General features: G+C 65.4%; 23 protein-coding genes. 11 read left to right on the top strand and 12 right to left on the bottom strand.

From position 1 onward, the window contains the following. Window positions 1-77 precede the first annotated feature (77 nt). Window positions 78-1328: a cytochrome P450 gene (locus OG874_RS42815; RefSeq protein WP_442943230.1), complete on the bottom strand. Its 1251-nt coding sequence runs from the start codon at window positions 1326-1328 to the stop codon at window positions 78-80. A 242-nt stretch (window positions 1329-1570) separates the two neighbouring features. Here OG874_RS42815 and OG874_RS42810 point away from each other — a divergent pair, with 242 nt between their 5' ends. Beyond that, window positions 1571-1744 (top strand): hypothetical protein, encoded by a 174-nt coding sequence (locus OG874_RS42810; RefSeq protein WP_330252719.1) that lies wholly within the window; start codon window positions 1571-1573, stop codon window positions 1742-1744. 109 nt (window positions 1745-1853) lie between these two features. Here the strand turns inward: OG874_RS42810 and OG874_RS42805 are convergent, their stop codons facing one another. The 6 genes from OG874_RS42805 to OG874_RS42780 form a co-directional block, all read right to left on the bottom strand. Beyond that, window positions 1854-2960, bottom strand: coding sequence for a GAF domain-containing protein (locus OG874_RS42805; protein ID WP_330252718.1), 1107 nt, complete (start codon window positions 2958-2960; stop codon window positions 1854-1856). 121 nt (window positions 2961-3081) lie between these two features. Further along, entirely contained in the window at window positions 3082-5424 is a 2343-nt protein-coding gene (locus OG874_RS42800; protein ID WP_330252717.1) for a linalool dehydratase/isomerase domain-containing protein, read from the bottom strand. Then, the gene (locus OG874_RS42795) at window positions 5421-5666 is read right to left on the bottom strand and encodes a hypothetical protein (RefSeq protein ID WP_330252716.1); all 246 of its coding nucleotides are present in this window, start codon (window positions 5664-5666) and stop codon (window positions 5421-5423) included. Before OG874_RS42795 ends, OG874_RS42800 begins: the two co-directional genes overlap by 4 nt. A gap of 82 nt (window positions 5667-5748) precedes the next feature. Further along, window positions 5749-6027, bottom strand: coding sequence for a hypothetical protein (locus OG874_RS42790; RefSeq protein ID WP_330252715.1), 279 nt, complete (start codon window positions 6025-6027; stop codon window positions 5749-5751). Window positions 6028-6112: 85 nt separating this feature from the next. Beyond that, window positions 6113-6322 (bottom strand): hypothetical protein, encoded by a 210-nt coding sequence (locus OG874_RS42785; RefSeq protein ID WP_330252714.1) that lies wholly within the window; start codon window positions 6320-6322, stop codon window positions 6113-6115. A 147-nt stretch (window positions 6323-6469) separates the two neighbouring features. Beyond that, on the bottom strand, window positions 6470-7147 hold the full coding sequence (locus OG874_RS42780) for a FadR/GntR family transcriptional regulator (RefSeq protein ID WP_330252713.1): 678 nt from the start codon (window positions 7145-7147) through the stop codon (window positions 6470-6472). Between the two features lie 159 nt (window positions 7148-7306). Between OG874_RS42780 and OG874_RS42775 the strand changes: the two genes are divergently transcribed. Genes OG874_RS42775 through OG874_RS42765 form a run of 3 tightly spaced genes read left to right on the top strand, consistent with a single transcriptional unit; the run spans window position 7307 to window position 11246 of the window. Continuing rightward, on the top strand, window positions 7307-8773 hold the full coding sequence (locus OG874_RS42775; protein ID WP_330252712.1) for an amino acid permease: 1467 nt from the start codon (window positions 7307-7309) through the stop codon (window positions 8771-8773). Then, entirely contained in the window at window positions 8770-9825 is a 1056-nt protein-coding gene (locus OG874_RS42770; RefSeq protein ID WP_330252711.1) for an asparaginase domain-containing protein, read from the top strand. Before OG874_RS42775 ends, OG874_RS42770 begins: the two co-directional genes overlap by 4 nt. Then, a complete protein-coding gene (locus tag OG874_RS42765; protein ID WP_330252710.1) occupies window positions 9825-11246 on the top strand; it encodes an aspartate ammonia-lyase in 1422 nt (473 codons plus the stop codon). The genes OG874_RS42770 and OG874_RS42765 overlap by 1 nt, the downstream gene beginning before the upstream one ends. A gap of 177 nt (window positions 11247-11423) precedes the next feature. On the opposite strand, the gene OG874_RS42760 is transcribed toward OG874_RS42765, so the two are convergent. Further along, window positions 11424-11882, bottom strand: a complete 459-nt coding sequence (locus OG874_RS42760; protein WP_330252709.1) for a MarR family winged helix-turn-helix transcriptional regulator — start codon at window positions 11880-11882, stop codon at window positions 11424-11426. 130 nt (window positions 11883-12012) lie between these two features. Between OG874_RS42760 and OG874_RS42755 the strand changes: the two genes are divergently transcribed. Then, window positions 12013-12192, top strand: coding sequence for a hypothetical protein (locus OG874_RS42755; RefSeq protein WP_330252708.1), 180 nt, complete (start codon window positions 12013-12015; stop codon window positions 12190-12192). Between the two features lie 29 nt (window positions 12193-12221). On the opposite strand, the gene fabG is transcribed toward OG874_RS42755, so the two are convergent. Then, window positions 12222-12977, bottom strand: a complete 756-nt coding sequence (fabG, locus tag OG874_RS42750) for a 3-oxoacyl-ACP reductase FabG (RefSeq protein WP_330252707.1) — start codon at window positions 12975-12977, stop codon at window positions 12222-12224. Between the two features lie 161 nt (window positions 12978-13138). Between fabG and OG874_RS42745 the strand changes: the two genes are divergently transcribed. Continuing rightward, complete coding sequence (locus OG874_RS42745) at window positions 13139-13777, top strand: TetR/AcrR family transcriptional regulator (RefSeq protein WP_330252706.1); 639 nt, start codon at window positions 13139-13141, stop codon at window positions 13775-13777. 179 nt (window positions 13778-13956) lie between these two features. Further along, entirely contained in the window at window positions 13957-14448 is a 492-nt protein-coding gene (locus OG874_RS42740) for a lipase family protein (protein ID WP_330257655.1), read from the top strand. Between the two features lie 96 nt (window positions 14449-14544). Here the strand turns inward: OG874_RS42740 and OG874_RS42735 are convergent, their stop codons facing one another. After that, window positions 14545-15177 carry a glyoxalase gene (locus OG874_RS42735; protein ID WP_330252705.1) on the bottom strand — a complete coding sequence of 211 codons (633 nt, stop codon included), beginning with the start codon at window positions 15175-15177 and terminating at the stop codon, window positions 14545-14547. A gap of 174 nt (window positions 15178-15351) precedes the next feature. On the opposite strand from OG874_RS42735, the gene OG874_RS42730 reads away from it, so the two are divergent. Beyond that, complete coding sequence (locus OG874_RS42730) at window positions 15352-15930, top strand: TetR/AcrR family transcriptional regulator (RefSeq protein WP_330252704.1); 579 nt, start codon at window positions 15352-15354, stop codon at window positions 15928-15930. Then, window positions 15927-17147 carry an NADH:flavin oxidoreductase gene (locus OG874_RS42725; protein WP_330252703.1) on the top strand — a complete coding sequence of 407 codons (1221 nt, stop codon included), beginning with the start codon at window positions 15927-15929 and terminating at the stop codon, window positions 17145-17147. The genes OG874_RS42730 and OG874_RS42725 overlap by 4 nt, the downstream gene beginning before the upstream one ends. Before the next feature lie 313 nt (window positions 17148-17460). Here the strand turns inward: OG874_RS42725 and OG874_RS42720 are convergent, their stop codons facing one another. Beyond that, the gene (locus tag OG874_RS42720; protein WP_330252702.1) at window positions 17461-17646 is read right to left on the bottom strand and encodes a hypothetical protein; all 186 of its coding nucleotides are present in this window, start codon (window positions 17644-17646) and stop codon (window positions 17461-17463) included. 98 nt (window positions 17647-17744) lie between these two features. Beyond that, the gene (locus OG874_RS42715) at window positions 17745-18695 is read right to left on the bottom strand and encodes an alpha/beta hydrolase (protein WP_330252701.1); all 951 of its coding nucleotides are present in this window, start codon (window positions 18693-18695) and stop codon (window positions 17745-17747) included. Between the two features lie 104 nt (window positions 18696-18799). On the opposite strand from OG874_RS42715, the gene OG874_RS42710 reads away from it, so the two are divergent. Together OG874_RS42710 and OG874_RS42705 are read left to right on the top strand one after the other, a co-directional pair. Then, window positions 18800-19567 carry a helix-turn-helix domain-containing protein gene (locus OG874_RS42710; protein WP_330252700.1) on the top strand — a complete coding sequence of 256 codons (768 nt, stop codon included), beginning with the start codon at window positions 18800-18802 and terminating at the stop codon, window positions 19565-19567. A gap of 285 nt (window positions 19568-19852) precedes the next feature. Next, the gene (locus OG874_RS42705) at window positions 19853-20482 is read left to right on the top strand and encodes a hypothetical protein (RefSeq protein WP_330252699.1); all 630 of its coding nucleotides are present in this window, start codon (window positions 19853-19855) and stop codon (window positions 20480-20482) included. Window positions 20483-20630 lie beyond the last annotated feature (148 nt).

Genomic DNA, 20630 nt, shown 5'->3' with positions numbered 1-20630 from the left:
TTTCCCGCATCGGCAATGCATGCGTACGGATCGGGTCGGTGCCGTCCGAGGCCTCCAGTCGGCGCGCACCGCGGCGGTCAGCGGGTCATCGACGCCGGGAATGCCACCGGTAGGGAAACAAGAGCGCGGTGGAACGGTCCGGGCCGCCAGTTCAGGTCGTCGACCGGCACTGCCAGCGTCAGATCGGGCAGGGCGTCCAGGAGTTGATCGATGGCGTCCTGAGCGATCAGGTAGGCCGCCGTTCGCGCCGGACATGCGTGCGGTCCAGCGCCCCATGCCAAGTGCGAGCGATTGCCGAAATGCTCACCGCCGCTGATCGTTGGATCGTTGTTGCAGGCGGCCATGCTGATGACGACCGGTTCGTTGGCGGGTAGCCAGATATTGTTGGACAGAATCGGTTGTCGCGGATAGGTGACACAGAAATTCGCCATCGGCGGGTCGGCGAACAAGACCTCATCGAGTGCGTCCCGGGTCGATAGGCTGCCGCCCAACACATTTCCCGCGAATCGCTCATCGGTGAGCATCAGCAGTAGCGTGTTGCCGATCAGATTCTGTTGCGGTTCGATTCCCGCGCCGTACAGGATGACGAGCTGATGAATCAACTCCGACTCGTCGAGCCCGGTGGGATGTTCGAGTAGTCGCGTCGTGACGTCATCGCCGGGTTCGGCTCGTTTCAAGGCGATCAGGCCCAGCAATGCCTCGCTGAGCATTTTATTGCCTTGTTCGGCGTCGACCCCCTCGAAGATCGCGGCAGTGGCCTGCGCGACCTGCTGCCCGATCTCGGGTGGGCAGCCCAGCATCGCGTTGATCGCGCTGAATGCAAGCGGTAACGCGTATTGGCTGATCAGGTCCGCCGTGCCGGACGCGCTGAAGGCCTCGATCAGCGGTACGGCAATGGACTCCACGGTGGCATGCAGGGCATGGAGATCGGTCCCATCGATGGCCGCGGCGATGACCTGCCGATAGCGGGTGTGTTCGTTACCGGCACTGCGCAATGCGTTCGGACGCCACTCGAGTATCGGCCGCACCGGACATTCGGCGGGAATCTTCTGCTGCCAACCGCGCGGATCAGCGGGGAAATGGTCCGGATCGTTCAAGATGCGCACTGCGGTGTAGTAGTCGAGCACCAGGCTCGCGGGCACTCCCGGCGCGAGTTCCACCGGCGCCATCGCGCCGTAGCGGCTACGCATCTCCCGATAAGCGGCGTGTGGATCGGCGGCGAACTCCGGGGAGTACATCGGGACGTAGTCACCATCGCCGCCGGCGGGCGAAACGTGGTGTGGAACCGGACGAGTATCGGGCTCGACTGGGGGCTGTTGCGTGGTCAAAAGCGAAACTCCAGACGCTGGCCATGTCGCGCAGGCAAGTGGTGGGTCGCGGTAACGATTGCGCAATAGGTATGTCCCGAACATCGGTAGATCCACGGGGATCTCGGCACTACCGTCCCGCGGGCATCGGTCGGTCGCTACCGATGCCCGGCCCCTACCCAACGGTGCATCATCACAGTGGGGCGTTCGGTTTTATAAGTCGACAGGCTCGCCCGAACAGAGATGCAGGAAGGTAAGATGGCATGAATACTCGGTCGGCGACAACGTTTCGCACGAAGCCGATCAGCCTGGCTGATATCGCAGCACAATCAGGCGGAATCCATGCGCTACATCAACGCGTCTACGAATTGCGTGCAATGGGGCTGAATTTCGCAGCCAAAGCGATCGAGAACGAGATGACGGAACTCGATCTTTAGCGGCGCGCTCAGGCTCGAAAGCGGGGTTCACACCGAATACCGCGAAGTGCCGGTCCCCGAGGCGATCGCAGCTGTCGATAATTGTTCATACAATACTGAACGCGCCCATTCAGCGAGCCGGAATATGTTCCATTCGGTTGGAGCGGCAGCGCCGCAGTTGCTCGTCGTAGCCGATGGGTTTGCTCGGTTGCGCTATCGGGAGGTCGTCGCCGACGTGGACGAGTTGGGCGATGGTGAGCTGGCGTACCGAATATCCGGGATACGGATAGAGCAACAATGATGTCGGTGTGTATCCGCCGCCGTAGTTCAGTGTCCGTACGTTGACTTCCGCCGCATCGCCGGATGCGAGCCTGCCGCCGAGGTCGACCAATCGAGCACGATCACCGGGATGGAATACATCGACCGGCCGGAACAGGTAATCCCACCGAACCCAGGGGGCAGGCTCGGTGAGCCAGTGGGAGATGGTGGCGTGCTCGAGTTGCACGATAGCCAAATGGGTTCCGGCACGGCGGTGGGCTTCCCGCAGCCCGATGTGATCGAGGGTCGGCGCCATCGACGGCATGGTGTCCGAGGTCACGTCTTCGATCAACCACCAGGCGCCGCGGGTCCGTTCATCATCGCGAGCCCGCATGGTGATCCGCCAATGCCCTCGACGGGCGGAACCACTGGTCGCGATCACGTCGAACTGGAGCTTCTGCCCCGGCACCGGACCGTAGAGCAGATCGAGCACCTCCACATGCCGATCGAATTTCGAAATCCGATGGAACAGTTCGGCAATGGAACGTCGCGGCACATACTCTTCGGCCTCGACACCGCATAACCGCCGAATGCCGGCGGGCTGGTGGATCAACTGCGTATCGAGTTCCCAGATCAGACCGACCGCCGGACGCAAGGGGGGAATCGGGGCGGCGACGGGACCGAGCCACACCCGCACCGCGTGCACATCGCCGACCGGACCCAGCACCGGCCGCAGTACCAGCTTGTGCGGCCCAGCCCCGGTCGGGATCGTCAGATCCATATCCTCGCCCCGAAGGTGCACCAAGCGGATCATTCCGGTGATATCGCGGGTCGTGAGAGTGTCATAGAGCACCCGAGTCTTCGCCAGCAATCGCTGCACAACACGGTCGCAACTGGTGAAATTGCGCGACACATCGCCCACCGAAGCCACCGACATGACCTCCGGCGCCAACGTCTCCACCGTCACCCACGGAATCATCACACCTCCCTCGCCCCGTTCCCTGCCGACACATGCGCCTTATCTGCACGTCGGTTCAGTATTCCCAGATAGGGGAGGTGTCGACATCGGGTACTGCCACGTAAGCAGCCGAGTTCATTACCTACGCGTGCGGGCGCACCGCAGACGTGAACGGGCGTCGAGCACAGGATCCAGACCTCGAAGGCAGGTCCCGGCCTCCGATGCGGTCCGGCGACGGCTTCCGCAGAACCCTCCGGCGATCCCTATTCTGCCGAAGACAGCCTCCCGGATGCTCGACCGGTATTCGCACCTGCGGGAAGGCGAGCCGCGCTTGTGGGCGTCGGTCCGGCTTCTTGATGGGTTTCGCCGAGCGAGCCCGGATCCCAATAGCCTGACCGACTAGGTAGATTCGGATCATCGCGCAACGCCCCGGCACCAACTGGTCGAGGCATACCACGAATCGACCGGGCCGCTCGCCCGGATAGAGAACCAGGTCCAGGCCGATCCCGTCGGACACCGCTCTGGCAACGAGCACATGCGGGTGCGGTGCGCGGCCGATGCGCGGACCGGTCGACCATTCGGCTGGCCGGGGCCGAGACATCATGTCCGTCAACGCCTTTGCCCGTCCGAGACCACCGAGGCCGAGCATTCCGTTGCCGTGCATCGACGCGCGCTCGAAACGCCATATCCCGGAGCCGATTTCGTCCGGCGCGAAGTCCAGCTGCCTGCGGGCTTCGGCCCACAGCTCGGCATGCCATTCGCGGTGCCCGCATTCCTGGGCGAGCAGCAATGCCCCAGCCAGCGGCTGGGTGTTGGTCACGGCCGCGGTGGCCCAGTCCTGGGTCGTCGGCGCCTCCGCGCCGCCCGAACCCGGCGATCGGTATTTCCCGGTCTCCAACCATTCGCGGCGCAGAATCTCCCATGCGCGCCAGGCCAGGTCCGGCAGCAGCGGAGCGAGGAAGGCCGCGATCGCGGCCGTGGCGGTCGGGCCACGAAAGCTCCGTGCGACCACGCCGAGGCCGGAGGTGAGGAAGGCGACGAGATCGCCGTCGCCGGCGGTGAATTCGGCGCGCAGTTGCCGCTCGAGTCGCGCGGCGATATCCGCGGCGTACTTCGTGCCGTGCCTGGCGTCCAGCACCGCGACCCCGGCGGCGCTGACGGCGTTGCAATAGGGGAAGACCAAGCCGTGGCGACGCCCGCGCCCGATCGGGAGCGGTTCGCACGGCCATAGACATAGATCGCCGCCGAAGTTGCGGACCACGATGTCGTTGATCGTGTGCTGGTCATAGTCGAACGATTCGGTCGCGGACCGCCGCAGGCGCAGCGCACCGGGTTCGTCGAACCGGGTATCGCCGGTGGCCTGACCGAACATGCCGAGCTGCAGATTCAGGTATCCGGTGAACATGATGTTCTGCGCCACATCGATCGGATCGGCCCGACGTTGCCGAAAGTCCCAGTTGCCCAACAGATTCTGCCGATACCAGTAGCCCCACGCGCGCGGATCCTCGATGCGCGCGAACAGATCGAGTTGCGCCTGGTGCAGCGCACCTCGATAGGCGGGGGTGTGCGCGTAACCGAATATCGACAACGCCCAGCCGAGCGCGTTGAGTTGATAGCGGTACTGCTGCAACGGGCCTGGTCCCTCGGCGTCGAAACCGGCCCAGTCCTCCGATTGTCCCCGGATGGCCACACTCATCAGATATCGGAGCAGCCGTAGCTGATCGAGGTCGGCCTCGGTGACCTGGTCGGTACCCGAGCCGCGCGCCAGGGCGACCACGTCGGTGCGAGCCGACTCCGCGCGGCGCTCATCCAGGTAACGGTCACGTTCGGCACCGACCCGGCGCGCCGCACGGTGGCGTACGGCTTCACGCGCAACGATCAGCACGGTAATGCCCAGTGCGACAACGGGAGCGGCCCACGATACCCAGTCGGCCGGGCCGCGACCGGGCCCGTGGACGACCACCACCACGGCGGCCGCGGCCGCCGAAACAACAATGATCGCGGGCAGTGTCACGTGATCCGAGCGCGCGATGGCACGAAAGATCAACGCCCACACCGCAGCCGACACCACACCGCAGAATGCCGCCACATGCCCGGCCACCACGACGATCCCCGGTGCCGTCGCCAGCGCCGCGCCCAATGCGACGATGGCGACGAGCACGACCGTCGCGGCAAGAAAACCCTTGCGGCGCAGCAGCCATGCCACCGCCCCGACCTCCACTGTGATCAGGACCGCATGGCCGACGACCATTGACGTCTCGACCCCGTGATGTACCGGTGGGATCGCGTACAGCAGCCCGGCTCCTGGAAAGCTCAGTCCGGCAGCGAAGGCACGCCAAGGAGCGGATAGACCGAGTAATTGCGGTCCGGCGGCCAGCAGGATCCAGCCGGAGACCGCCAAGGTCAGTGTGCGCCGCCACGCTCGCGCGGTGATCGGCCCACGCAGCTCGACCGGGGCTGACTCGATACTGGATCGCGCGGTCACGATGCCACTCCCGATTCGAGGCGGCGCACCGATTCGGTATCCAGCCGATCCGAGGTGAAGACGACGAGGTGACCGTCGACCACGGTCTCCGTCGATCGCCGGACCGGAGCGGCTGTTTCATGCCGACCGCGCAGCAGCCGGGCAACGGTCACCGCATGCGGACCCAACAGCAGCAACCCACCTAATAGCACACAACACACCATGTCCGCGCCTTCCGCAGCCGGTCCCGTCGAACTCGACATTCGTCGTCTAGGTAGCGGTCGCGCATCAGGTGGCGCCCCTGCGGCGCGGGCGCAGCGCTCGAATGTCCAACGCCGCCGAGCACTACCGCAGCAGATCCACCAGGTCGTCGAGCCGCTCGGTGAGGCGCACGCACGCCGCGACGGCGGGCACGATGACCGCGATTCCGGCCAATTCGTACGGGCGAGCGCCCAGCGAGATCGAGGACCACCCACCCGAGCAATGCCATCGAAAACACACCATCAGCACTGCCGCCAGCACGAGTCCGAGGCGTGCGGCCGGTTCGACGACCAGCGTGCAGACGACCGCGACCTCGGCCGAGATGGTCAGCGGAGCAAGCACTTTCGCCGACCGCGCCGCCACGGCCAGCAGTCGAATTCGACTTCCGAAAACACCTCGACGGTTCTCGCCGCATTCGAACTCGACCCACCCGCCAACAGGCGGACCGCTAGGTGAGGTCGAGGACGGCCTTGCCGTGCAGTCGGCGGTCGAGTAGAGCAGTCGTGGCTTCGGTTGCTTTATCCCAGGAGCCACGCCAGGCGATGTGGGTGTCGAGGCGTTGGGTGGCCACGGCGTTGGCGAGCACGACCGATTCGGACTCGACCCGCACGACCCGCGGCCACGGCTGATCCTCGACCAGATCATCGCCGCGTTCCACTGCGCGCTCGAAGCGTGGACCTTTCAACCCGAACCCGGCAGTCGCACAGACCTCGCCGAGCGACTGCGAACCGCCTATGTTGCCGCACGTGAGAGCGCGACTATGACCGTCCCGGCCCCACCGCATAACCGATCAACGCCATAAGACTCAATCGCCGATTCGGGCGATCGTCTCGGCTACCCGCGCGAGATGGTCGGCCATCGCGCTGCGCGCCTGCTCCGGCGAGCGCGCCTCGATGGCGCGGACGATGGCCTCGTGCTCGTGGTCGGAATCGCTGCGGCGGTCCTGGGTCAGGTTCAGGAATTCCGACTGCGGGTCCAGGGCGCGACGGGTGTCGGCGACCAGGGTCGTCAACATCTTGTTTCCGCTGGCGGCAGCGATCGCCGTATGCAACTCGCCGTCGTAGCGAACCCAGTCGTGGACGTCGGCGGCGGCGGCCAGTTTGGCGAGCAGTTCGAACAGATGTCGCAGTTGATCGGGCGTGCGGCGCTCGGCGGCGTATCCGGCGGTGGGTATTTCGATCAGCCGCCGCGCCTCGATCAGATCACTCGCATCCACGCCGGCGAAGGTCAGCCGCGGGCTCTCCTTCTTGGAAATGACGAAAGTGCCTCGGCCGGTTTGGGTTTCGGTGAGGCCGAGAGTGGCGCAGGCATGCAGCGCCTCACGGACCACCGGTCGGCTCACGCCGAACTGTTTGGCCAGGGCGAGTTCGGCAGGCAGGCGGTCACCGACCGCGTACTCACCGCTCTGGATCAGGCTCTTCAGCCGACGAAAGACCGCCTCGGTGGCGCCGATGCGCTGCACCTGTCCCTCTTCGACCGTCACGCGACCAGTATGGAGACTTGGCCGATACGGCGTCAAAACGCGTCGGCATTGACAGCGACTGTGACGCACGTTACCTTCAACCTGTCTTACAGCCTTACAGCCTGACAGCTGCCATTCGGTGGCCACCACGGAGGCTGGATTCGCCTGAGGAAGGTCCCCATGCAGCAACACGACGAACTGTCGGCCACCGCGCCGCAGGTCGATATCAGCGATGTCGGCTATCAGAAACGCCTGCGCAAGCGCCATATGCAGATGATCGCGATCGGCGGATCGATCGGGACCGGACTATTTCTCGGCGCGAGCGGCCGCATGGCACTGGCCGGTCCCTCGCTGGCCATCGTCTACATCGTGTGCGGCATCTTCACGTTCATGGTCGTGCGGGCGCTCGGCGAGCTGGTGATGCACCGGCCCTCGTCCGGGGCATTCGTCTCCTACGCCCGCGAATTCCTCGGCGAGCGCGGCGCCTACTCGGTGGGCTGGCTGTACTTCTTGAACTGGTCGACGACGCTGGTCGCCGATATCACCGCAGTCGCACTGTACGCACACTTCTGGTCGCCGTTCGTCCCGATACCGCAGTGGGCGCTCGCGCTGATCGCGTTGGCGGTGGTCGTCGCGCTCAATGTCGTATCGGTGCGGCTGTTCGGTGAGTTGGAGTTCTGGTTCGCGCTGGTCAAGGTGGGCACGATCGTTGTATTCATGATCCTGGCCGTGTTCTTCATCGTCACTGGCACGCCGCTGGCCGGACACACTCCCGGCATCTCGACGATCACCGACAACGGCGGCCTCTTCCCGCGCGGTCTGGCCCCGATGCTCACCATCGCCCTCGGCGTGGTGTTCGCATTCGGCGGCACGGAGACGATCGGCGTCGCGGCGGGTGAATCCGATAACCCACGGGCCGTCGTGCCGAAGGCGGTCAACTCGATCATGTGGCGGATCATCCTGTTCTACGCCGGGTCGGTCGTGCTGTTCACGCTGCTGCTGCCGTGGACGGCGTACTCGTCCAGCGAGAGTCCTTTCGTCACAGTGATGAGCTCGATCGGCATTCCACACGCGGGCGATGTGATGAATGTGGTGGTGTTGACCGCCGCCATGTCCAGCCTGAACGCGGGCCTCTACGCCACCGGCCGCACGCTGCGATCCATGGCGGTGGCCGGTGCGGCGCCTCGTTTCGCCGCGCGGCTGAATCGCCAGGGCGTGCCCTATGGCGGCGTGCTGATCACCAGTGTCGTCGGCATCGCCGGAGTGGTGCTGAATCTGCTGGTGCCGAAGAAGGCATTCGAGATCGTGCTGAACCTGGCCGGACTCGGCATCGTCGGAACCTGGGCTTCGATCATGATCTGCCACTGGATCTTCGTGCGCAGGTGCGAGCGCGGCACGTACGTGCGGCCGACGTTCCGGCTGCCTTTCGCCCCGGTCCTCAATGTGCTGACCCTCGGCTTCCTGGCCGGCGTCGTCGCGCTGATGTTCTTCGACGACGAGATCGGGCGGATCACCCTCGTCGCATTCCTGGCCGTGGTCGCCGCAATGGTCGCGGGCTGGTACCGAGTGCGCGGTCGGCTCGACGCGGACGTCCTCGCACCGATGCAGCGCCCCGAGACGGCGACCGGTGGAGCGCTGGACGCATGAGCCGGCGCAGCCTCGCGGTGCACATTCTGTACACCGGCGGCACCTTCGGAATGGTGGATCACGGCGCGGGCATGCGGCCTCGATCGGGTATCGGTGCCGAAATCGCCGATGTCATAGCGCAATTCGAGGATGACGAAGGGATGTCGGTCGAGTTCCGGTATGCCGAACTCGACCGCGTGATCGACAGCGCCGACGCCGATCCCGGCACGGCCTGCCGGATCGCCGAACGGGTGCGATCCGATATCGGATCGGCCCGCCCGGACGGTGTCATCGTTATTCACGGCACCGACACGATGGCCTATAGCGGCGCGCGGATCGCGTTCGAACTGCGGGAGTTCGCTGTTCCGGTGGTGCTGACCGGAGCCCAGATTCCCCTCGGGCACGCCGGTAGCGATGCCCGCGACAACCTCCGTCTGGCACTGAATTCGATTGCCGCAGAACCAGTTCCGGGGACCTACATCGCATTCGGCTCGGCCCTACATCCGGCCGTACGCGCCAGCAAGCGCGCCTGTGACGACTACGACGGATTCGCCACTGTCCGCGAACTGACACCACCGCCGACGCCGCCGGTACTCCCGATCGCGCGACCGCGCGCGGACGCGAGCCGGCCGGTCGGGCTGTTCACGGTATTTCCCGGCATGCATGCCGACCTGCTCGACGCGGCACTGCGGCACTACCGCGGCGGCATCGTGCTCGAATGCTACGGATCCGGCACCCTGCCGCAGCACGGATCCGCCACCATCGAGGTCGTCCGGCAGGCGACGCTACGCGGCACACCGGTGCTCGTTATCACCCAATGTGGCAGCGGCGCAATCGATCTCGCGCGATATCTACCGGGACGAGCGCTACTCGACGCGGGCGCGATCAGCGGGGGCGATATGACCAGGGAGGCGGCGCTCGCCAAACTCGCCCACCTCGTCGACGCCGGATTCGCGGGTCGCGAACTGCGGCACTGGCTATCGACGAACCTACTCGGCGAACTGGCGAATCCCGTTGCGGCACCGCCGAACTCCATACCCATCCAAGACACCTACCTGACCTGGAGCCGATGATGACCGAAAGCACCCGCATCGAGCGCGACTCGCTCGGCGCGCTGCCCGTACCCAGCGGCGCGTATTGGGGCATCCACACCGCGCGCGCATTGAACAACTTCGCCGTCACCGGTGACCGCATCGGCCACTACCCCGCGCTCATCGCCGCACTCGCCGCGGTCAAACAGGCCGCGTGCCACGCCAATCGCGAGTTGGGCATTCTCGACGACCGCCGTGCCGCCGCGATCGAAGCCGCCTGTGCCGAAATCCGCGGCGGCGCATTGCACGATCAGTTCCCGATCGACCCGATCCAGGGCGGCGCGGGCACCTCGACGAATATGAACGCCAACGAGGTCATCGCCAACCGCGCGCTGGAATCGCTCGGCTACGACCGGGGCGCCTACGCCGAACTCGATCCGATCGACCACGTCAACCTCGGCCAATCCACCAACGACGTCTATCCGACCGCCATCCGACTGGCCGTCGTCCGACACATCCGGCTGCTGGCCGCCGCACTCGGCCGCCTCGCGGACGAATTCGACCGCAAGTCAATCGAATTCGCCGACGTCATCAAAATGGGCCGGACCCAGCTGCAGGACGCCGTACCCATGACCCTCGGCCAGGAATTCGGTACCTTCGCGGTCATGCTGCGCGAGGACTGCACCCGGCTCGCGGAAGGCATCGCCCTGCTGCGCGAAAGCAACCTCGGCGGCACCGCGATCGGCACCGGAATCAATGGCCATCCCAACTATCCCGCGCTGGCCTGCGCCTACCTGAGCGAACTCACCGGCGAAGCGGTGACACCGGCGGAGAACCTCATCGAAGCGACCCAGGATTGCGGCGCCTTCGTCCAGGTATCCGGCATCATCAAGCGGGTCGCGGTGAAGCTGTCGAAGACCTGCAATGACCTGCGCCTGATGTCCTCCGGTCCGATAACGGGTTTCGGTGAGATCAATCTCCCGCCGATGCAGGCCGGATCGTCGATCATGCCGGGCAAGGTCAACCCGGTCGTCCCGGAACTGGTCAACCAGGTCGCCTTCGAGGCCATCGGCAACGATCTGACCGTCACGATGGCCGCCGAGGCCGGACAACTTCAACTCAACGCCTTCGAGCCGATCATCGCCTACAGCATGCTGAAAACCACCGCGCATCTGATCGCGGCGGTCGACGCCTTGGCGACCAAGTGCGTTGCCGGCATCACCCCCAACCGCGAACATCTCGAGCAAGGTGTCCGACGGTCGATCGGCATCGTCACCGCGCTGACGCCGCACATCGGGTACGAGGCCAGTGCCGCGATCGCCAAACAGGCTTTGCGCACCGGGCAATTCGTCGGCGATATCGCGACCGAACTCGGCTTCCTCACCCCCGAGGCGGTAGCGGACATCCTCGCGCCACACCGCCTCGCCGGCCTGGCGAGTCCATCGAGCCCGCTACCGCACTAGCACACGACGACGACCTGCCCCGCGGCGTGGCCCGCTTCCTGGCCTGCTCAATGGAATCCGCGGCTCGATGCCTGGCTCGGTTCGGACGGCCACCGATCTCTACCCACCGACTCTCGACATTCCCGTGCGGCGTAAGCCCGAGTCCATCGGCCGCTGGCGCGAGCCGCTGACCTCCACCTACGCGTTCTCGGGTCGTGGCCACGGCTGGCCGCGGCGTTCCTCGATGTCGCCGTTGAATCGCCGCAGGTATCCGGCGAAGGCGGCGACCTCCTCCGGCGACCAGTCCCGCATGATGTCGGCAATGCCCTCGACCTTGGCGGTGCGATCGGCGTCGAGACGGGTCTGCCCCTTCCGGGTGATGCGGAACATGCGGGCGACGCCGCCCTCGGGGTCCAGAATCCGTTCGACGAGCCCGTCGCGGAGCAGGGCGGCGGTCTGGCGAATGACGGTCGAGGCGTTCAGGCCGAAGGCGTCACTGAGCTGTCCGACCGACATCGGACCCTCCACGCCGAGCCGGCTGAGCAGCAAGTAGGCGCTGCGGTCCAGCATTCCGGTCTCTTGCGGGTAGTGCGGGTTGAGCGTGTAGCGGCCCAGCAGCATGGACTCGAATTCGACCAGATCAATCGGTTTGTCCATGCCGTCCTTCCTTTGTCGAGATACCGCATCGTGCCTGGTCTCGGTATATCACATGCGATGTGCATAACACAGCTATTGTGCATCATGCAGTAATGGTGCATGATGCATGTAAGATGCATAATGCATATCCGTGATGATGGAGATTGCGGTGCCCGGGATGACCGAATACCTGCTCATCGAGAACGCCCAACACGCCGACCGATTCGCCCAACTCATCAGCCACCGCATCCCCTTCACCGACATCGAACACGCCTTCGACCTCACCCTCACCCCAGGCGCAGCCGAAAAAGTAGTCGTCACCTTCGACTAGCGGTGAGCCGGTGCGTCGCCAGCGGCTGTTCAGTCCTTCGGGCCGCCCGCGACGTAGAGCACCTGGCCGGAGACGAAGCCCGCGGCTGCACCGACGAAGAAGGACACGGCATTGGCGATATCGGCGGGCTGACCGATGCGCTGTACCGGAATCTGCGCCGCGGCCGCTGCGCGGTAATCCTCGAAGTTCACGCCGACCCGGGCGGCGGTCGCGGCGGTCATATCGGTTTCGATGAAGCCGGGCGCGACCGCGTTCACGGTCACTCCGAATTTCCCGAGTTCGATCGCCAATGTCTTGGTGAAACCTTGCAGCCCCGCCTTGGCCGCCGAGTAGTTGGCCTGACCGCGGTTGCCCAGCGCGGAGGTGCTCGACAGGTTGACGATGCGGCCCCATTTGGCCTCGATCATATGCTTCTGCACGGCGCGGCTCATCAGGAACGAACCGCGCAGGTGCACGTTCAGCACCGAATCCCACTCCGCGACAGTCATTTTGAACAGCAGGTTGTCCCGGGTGATACCGGCGTTGTTCACCAGCACCGTCGGCGCGCCCAATTCGGCGGCGACCCGGGCGACCGCCGCCTCGACGGCCTGCTCGTCGGCGACATCCACGCCCACCGCCAGTGCCCGGCCGCCCGCCGTCTCGATCTCCGCGACCACCGGCTTGCCTGCCGACTCGTCCAGATCCAGCACCGCGACGGCGAATCCGTCCGCGGCCAGCCGTCGCGCGGTCTCGGCACCGATCCCGCGCGCGGCACCGGTGACAATGGCGGTACGAGTTGTGCTCATCGGTTCTGTCTCCTTTGTCGTCGAGCGCGCCGTGACCAACCACAAGGACGAGACCGGCCCGCGTCACACAACGTACATCGGCGGACAGGCTGGCATCGAAATCGCATCTGATTGTTTCCTCAGATACGATTCCGGTGACGTTTCGAGTGGAAGAAGGTCCGATGGCAGCCGAACCCGTAGTGGGCAACCGCATCGACCGCCGTCGCGAGCGCACCCGCAACGCGCTGCTCGGGGCCGCACGCAAGTTCCTGTCCGAGGGACGCTCGGCGGTCAGCATTCAGGAGATCACCGACGCCGCCGATGTCGGATTCGGTTCCTTCTACAACCATTTCGAGTCCAAGGATCAGTTGTTCGACGAGGCGGTGCGCTCGGCGCTGCAGGTCTACAGCGAGATGCGCGATGCGATCGTGGAACTCTACGACGATCCCGCGGAGGTGTTCGCGGTCAGTTTCCGCATGACCGGCCGCTTGCAGCGCCAGATCCCAGAGATGGTGCGGGTGGTGCTGAATTCCGGCATGTCGATCATGCTGCGCGACGAGGGCCTGGCCCCACGCGCCCGCCGCGACATCATCGCCGCCCAAGAGGCCGGACGGTTCGAGCCGATGGACCCGGATGTGGCGATCATGGCCGCCGGCGGGGCGCTACTGGGTCTGCTGCAACTGTTGGACGCACGGCCGGACGCCGACGCCGACGCACTGTCGGACGAAATGACCTGCCACGTGCTGCGCATGTTCGGCATGAACAAACGCTCCGCACAGAAGCTGACCTCCAGCCCGCTGCCATCACAACCGCAGCTGTAACCGCCCTTCCGCTGGTTGGGCGGCAAGCTCAGCGGCTCCGATTCACCTGAAACATCAATGCATGTCGCGGCATTGGCGATCTTCGCCGCGGATGGCGTCGCCGACTACGCCCAGCGATGAAATAGCAGGTCGGTCCGTCCACGTTCGGTCCGGACGGTCGGCTCGGTCATGGCCTCCCGATTTGTGCATATGCCCAGAAGACAGCCCTGTCCCGGGAGTTCCCCGAGGCGTTCGACGCCGAGGCACTACTGACCGAGGACGGGCAACGCATCCTCCAGGATTTTCAGAGCCGCTGCGTCTACACGGTGGCATTGACCGGCATGTACCGACCGATCAGCGACTACTTCCAACCCGGCAAATCCCTGGAGAACAGCCCCGCGGTCATGCAGGTCCTGCGGGAGCAGAGCCTGGGCCAGCACATCCCGGCTACCCCGATCTTCTGGTGGCACGGAATCTGGGACGAACTCATCCCCGCCTCCGTCGTCCTACCGGTAGTCAACGACTACTGGACCCGCGGCGCCGACCTCCGCTTCTACACCATGCCGCTCCCCGAACACATCACCAACGCAGCCGCAGGCTGGCCCCCGGCCGTCGCCTGGACCAGCGCCGTCTTGCGCGGCCTCCCACCCGGTCCGCGCTTCAAGGCAGACTTCCAGCTTCCCGGAAATTGACGGAGCCCCGAACCCAGCGCTCTGTCGAAACCACCACCGCAGCCGTGACAGTTGCGGAGCAACGGTTCGAACAGAACCGGCCTCCGAACGCCTGGCTCAGACCGGGGCGACCTCCCACGCGAACCCGTCCGGGTCGGCGAAGGGCCCGATATCGCCGCCAATGACGATCCGGTGCGACCCGGTGCCCTCCGGTGCGACGCCGGCGTCCTTGGCGGCGGCGCGGCGCCCGTAGAGAGCCAGCTTGATCGAAGACGGCGGGGTGTCGAACTCGACATACTTGCTGCCGAAGCTCTTCGCCACGGCCAGGCCGCGGTCGACATAGAACTGCTTGGTCGCCTTCACGTCATCGACCCCGAGGAGCACCACGAAATCGTCGACCTCCCGGGTGGCCGGGCCGGTGTCCTTCTTCGACGACGTCGCGATCTTCCAGATCGCCCCGTCCGGAGCCTGGACGACGCCGCCATAGCCCCAGAAGCTCTTCTTGGCCGGCTTCAGCGTCGTCGCGCCCGCCTCGAGAGCGGTGCCGATGAGGCTGTCGACGGTGCTCGGCTGAGACACCACGAGCGACAGGGTGAAGCCACGAAACCCGGTCGTCGGCGCCTCGGAGGCACGCACGCGCACCTTGTCGCCAAGGCCGAATGCGGCGTCGTAGAAGGCCGCGGCGGCCGCGGGGTCGGAAACCTCGAGGATGACGGACTCGATAGTGGTCTGATCAGTGGTGATGTTCATGGCAGTAACGCTAAGCGCTATGCGGTGACCAGCGCTTCTCGATTCCTGATCGGTCTACGCAGCGGTAGTAGAGGGCATCCGCCGAACCCTCACTTCCGCGCGAGGCGGATACCTGCGCGATCTTCCGTTCAATCAATGATTGAATCAGTGATTGAGGTGTGGTTCACTCGATGCATGGCAGGGAAGATCTCGGCGGATACTCGAGAGCGGCTGTTGGCGGCGGCGGAGCGGTTGTTGTTGACGCGGCCTTATGACGAGGTTTCGGTGCGGGGGATCTGTGGCGAGGCTGGGGCTAATCCGGCGGCGGTGCATTATCACTTCGGGTCGAAGGATGCGCTGGTTGCGGCGTTGCTCGAGGATCGGATCGGGCCGCTGTGGGCGGATCGGCTGACCGCGGTGACCGCGGAGCGCGGTGCGGTGTCCGAGGTTGTCGACGCGGTGATCGAACCGTTCGTGGCGTTGGCGGGCGATCCGGTGGGGCGGTTGCATCTGCGGTTGCTCGCGCAGTTCGTGCTCGGGCGGCATATGACGTCGTGGCGTCGGCCGTGGTTCCGCATGGACTCGTGGGTCGGCCTGCTCCCCGAACTGCCCGAGGACGAGAGTCGTCGCCGGTGGATGCTGGCCTTCGACCTGATCATCACCCGGTTCGGCGGAGCCGAGACCGAGGAACGCGACCTATCGGGGCGGGCGGTGGCATCACTGCGCGATTTCGTGGTCGCCGGATTGACCGCGCCGTTCGGAGGCAAGAAGTGAAGGATGTATTCGCCCCTGCCGAACTGGGCCCGATCACGTTGCGCAACAAGGTGATCAAGGCAGCGACATTCGAGGGCCGCACACCGGACGCGCTGGTCACCGATGAGCTGATCGAATTCCATCGGGAGGTGGCGGCTGGCGGGGTCGCGATGACAACCGTTGCCTACTGCGCCGTCGCGCCGGGCGGCCGCACCGACCGGCATCAGATCTGGATGCGACCGGAAGCCGTTGCGGGACTGCGGAAATTGACCGATGCGGTGCATGCCGAGGGCGCGGCGGTCAGCGCACAGATCGGTCATGCCGGGCCGGTCGCGAACGCGGCCTCCAACCGAGCCCCCGCGCTCGCGCCGAGCCGCATGTTCAGTCCGCTCGGCATGCGCATGATGAAGGTCCCCGACGAGGCCGAGATTCGGGAGCTCGTCGCCGCGCACGCGAATGCCGCCCGGCTGGCCGAACAGAGCGGATTCGATGCGGTCGAAATCCACTTCGGGCACAACTATCTGGTGAGCTCGTTTCTGAGTCCGCGACTGAACCGCCGCACCGATCGCTACGGCGCCTCGACGACCGGACGCGCCCGACTGGCCCGCGAGATCGCCTGCGCGGTACGGGAAGCCGTCGGGGACCGGCTCGCGGTGATTGCGAAGCTGAACATGGAGGACGGCGTCCCCGGCGGTCTGACGGTGCCCGAGTCGGTGCAGGTGGCCGCGTGGCTGGAGGCCGATGGCGCACTCGACGCCCTCGAATTGACCGCGGGCAGTTCACTGTTGAACCCGATGCTGCTGTTCCACGGCGACGCGCCCCGGCGGGAATTCGCGAAAGTCCTTCCCGTTCCGGCCCGATGGGGCTTCCGCGTGGTCGGGCGGGCCTTCCTGAAGGAGTATCCGTATCGGGAGGCCTACCTGCTGGAGCGCGCGCGTCAGTTCCGCCGGGAGCTGTCGATGCCGCTGATTCTGTTGGGCGGCATCACCAACCTCGACACCATGCGGCTGGCGATGACCGAGGGCTTCGACTACGTCGCCATGGGCCGGGCCCTACTGCGCGAGCCGAATCTCTTGCGCCGCATCCAATCCGAGGAGTCCACCCGCTCGGCATGCACCCACTGCAACGAGTGCATGCCGACGATCTACACCGGCACCCGCTGCGTATTTCGTCCCGACCAGCCGCATGAACCGCTGCAGGTGTCGCCGAGCGACCTCGGCGCCCGGGTGAGCGAGTGACGGGGTCGGCTGGAGTCGAACGGTTCGGTCACGGACCGGTTTCAATGTTACCATTTCGTTATATGAAATAGCACAGGGAGATCATTTTGCCTGGTTACGTGCCGTGACTCCGGTCGTACAGATGCACGTGCATGGTATGGATCTCGCTCGGTTGGCCGATTCCCGGCGAATGTGACAGGCTCTCTCATCGAGGCCGGGGTGCAGAGGTAAGCGACTCGGACACCGGTCGGCGTGACCACGAGAGACCCCAGCTACGGCTGGGGTCTCCGTGTGTAAGCAACCATGCATTTCGCGCCCGGCGCGGGTTACCGAATCATTCACTCGCTACCGGTGTCATGGAGATGTCCCAGAAATCGGCGTAGCGTCCGCCGCCGCGGCGGAGCAGGTCGTCGTGGCTGCCTTCCTCCACGATCCGGCCGCCATCCAGGAAGACGACACGGTCAGCGCGTTGGACGGTGCGTAGACGGTGCGCGACCAGCACCACCGTGCGGCCCGCCATCAGGCGGTCGATGCCCTCGTGAACGGCCGCCTCATTGACCGGGTCCAGTTGGTCATGGCGCTCCTGTATTCGTCGATCTCGTTGTGGCCCAGCGGTTCCTACCGCGTCGGTGTGTCCGAGCGCACCAGCAGGTGGCTGTGCAGATGGGCGAGGATCTCGGCGCGTGCGGGCCGGGCCGCGGGCACCAGTCCCGGCATGCTCAGGAAGGAATGCACCGCTTCCGGGTAGCGGGTCAGCGTCACCTCGACTCCCGCCTGTCGCAGGCGCTCGGCGTAGGCCGGAGCCTGATCTTCCAGCGGATCCAGACCCGCGGCGTGAATGAGGACCGGGGCGAGTCCCCCGAGGTTGTCGCTTGCCACCGGTGAAATCACACGGGCGTCGAACGATTCGGGAAGCGCGAAGCGCTGCACGGCACGGCAATTGGCCGGTGTCGCGGTGGGGCTGTCCGCGTTCTCGGTGAACGAGGGGTACTCGAAGACCTGGTCGGTCCAGTCGAGCTGCGGATTGATCAGTACCTGGGCGCGCACCGGCAGCCCGAGTTCGTCCGCCTCGATCGCGGTGAGAGCCGCGAGCGTGGCTCCCGCGCTGGAACCCAGCAGAGCGATCCGACTGGGATCGGCTTCCCACACCGGGGCCAACTCGACGAGGCAACGTGCGGCATCGTAGGCGTCCTGGACCTGTGCGGGCACGCGGTGCTCGGGCGCCAGTCGATAGTCGACCGATGCGACCACGGCCGGACAGTTGGCCGCCAGGTGACTGAGCAGCCAGTCGTCCTGGTCCGGTGCGCCGCCGATGAATCCACCACCGTGGAAGGCGATGATCAGCGGCAGCGCCGAACCTCCCCGATCGGGCTGGTACACACGGACGTCCAGCCGACGCCCCGGGAGATCGAGTGCGTGTGTGGTGATTCGCGCACCACGATCGGGCCGGCCGGTGGCGAGCCTGCCGAGCGCGGACCGCCGTTTGCGGTTACCTACTTCGCGCAATTCGATGAGCTGATCCGCGGTGATCGAATCCCAGTCCGGATCGGGCGTGAGTGCGGCCAGCAACCGGACTCTCCGTGGAAGTTTGCCTCGCATGATGTGCCCTCCGGGCTACTCGTGATACTCCTCGGCCGCTGTCCTGCGAGCGGCGTAGCGATACCCTGGCAGGTGTGACCGTGGGTGCGCTTTCAGAAATATGCGGTCCGGCAACATCGCCGATGGTGTGGCTGCGACCCGGTCATGCCGGGTATATCGGCCCGGAACTCGGCGTCGACCTGCATTCGGTCTCGGTTCCGGTGCTCAGCGTCGGTCTGGACGGGCCGTTCGTCCTGGATACCGCGACACACGGGGAGATACGCACCGGCAGCTCGTTCGCTCCCGCTCGCGCGGTGCACCGTGTCAACGCGCCCGAGGAGTGGATCCTGCTGCTGTTCGTCGACCCCGCGGGTGCGCCCGCGGCAGCCATCGCGGAGGAGATGACGGCTATCGCCGGGCCGTACGGTCTCGGCCACCGACGGGAACGGGAGCTCGTCGAGCAGTGCCGTCGAGCCGACGTGGATCCGGACCGAATCTTCGCGCGGGCCATCGGTGGTCGCGCACCGGCCGCCGATCCGCGGATCGAGTCGGTCGCCGCCGCGATTCGCCGGGACCCGAATCGCACCTTCCGGGCCGAGACGATCGCCGCGAACCTGGGCCTGTCCACTTCCCATTTCCTGCGCTTGTTCGCCCAGCAGTGCGGCACCACATTCCGCGGCTATCAGCGGTGGACCCGCGTCATGCACGCACTCCGGGACGTCGCAGGCGGCCGCGATCTCACCCGGTGTGCCGCCGACGCCGGTTTCGCGACCCCGTCCCACCTCAGCGAAACCTTCCATCGCATGTTCGGAGCGTCCGTCACCACGCTGCTGCGCACCGGCCCCCGCTTCGATCTGGGTTAAGCGCTAGTCACACCGGTCTCCGTTTGTGTTGGGCCTGTTAAGTGGCAGTTTACCGAGGTTAATATTCGTTGCGGCGTGCGTTCTGGATTTGTGACGGCGCAACCGTCATGTGATGATACGGGCGACCGCGCACGAACAATTGATCCCGAAGCGTTTGCCCCAGGCAGATCCCGGCTCCCACCGTCGCACCGGACTTGTCTCCTTCGGTGTGTTCGCATACGGATCGAATAACCAATTCTGGGCTGTCTTACGCATGTCTGCGTAAAAGTGTGAGGGATGTTGCACGTGAGTGAGTTGTGGAATCTGAGCTCGTCGGTGGCTTTTATCAGTGTCGGCATCTCGATGTATGGTGTCGTCGCATATCTGGCGGGAATTCTGGACGGTGATACGCGGCCGCGTTTTGCGTCGTGGGCGGCGTGGTGCACGGCCAATACCGTATTCGCGGTGGTCGCCTATCTCGAGGGCGCCCATCTCGCCGCCGGTATCAATGCCGCGGCGGCAATCATGAATGCCGCGGTCATCGCCGTTGCCATAATGCGTGGGGTCAGCTTGCGGCCCGGTGACGCCATCGATGTGGCGTGTCTGCTCTCGTCGATCGCATGTGTGCTGGTCACCGTGGGTGTGACCGAGAAGGCTTTCGGCGCGCTGCTCGCCGTGTGCGCAAATGTGATCGCCACCATACCCACGCTGCGGCACGCATGGTCGAAACCCCAGGAAGAGACCTGGCAAATGTTCGCCGCCAATGCCTTCGCGGGCTTCCTCGGCGTGTTCGGCGTGCTCTTGGCCAGCGGGTATCAATTCTCCTCTGTCGCGGGTCCGCTGATTACCATGGTGGGCAATGTCGGTCTGGTGGCACTTACCGTCGGTCGGGGTAGGTTGGCCGACGCAGCTGTTGTTCCCGCAAGAGTTGGTTAGCCGATCATGCGACCGATCATCTCCAACATAGGCGACTGTTTCACCGACCCCGGTGAACTCACCCCGGGGCAGGCTCAGCGCGCGCTCGCCATTCACAGTATTTGTTCGCCGAACTGCCTTATTCTGCGACAAGCCAAACGCGCGCTGG

This window comes from Nocardia sp. NBC_00565, assembly GCF_036345915.1.
In the GTDB taxonomy this organism is placed as follows: domain Bacteria; phylum Actinomycetota; class Actinomycetes; order Mycobacteriales; family Mycobacteriaceae; genus Nocardia.
The sequence above is the reverse complement of the archived record's forward strand: the minus strand, read 5'-3'. Positions and strand labels throughout refer to the sequence as shown.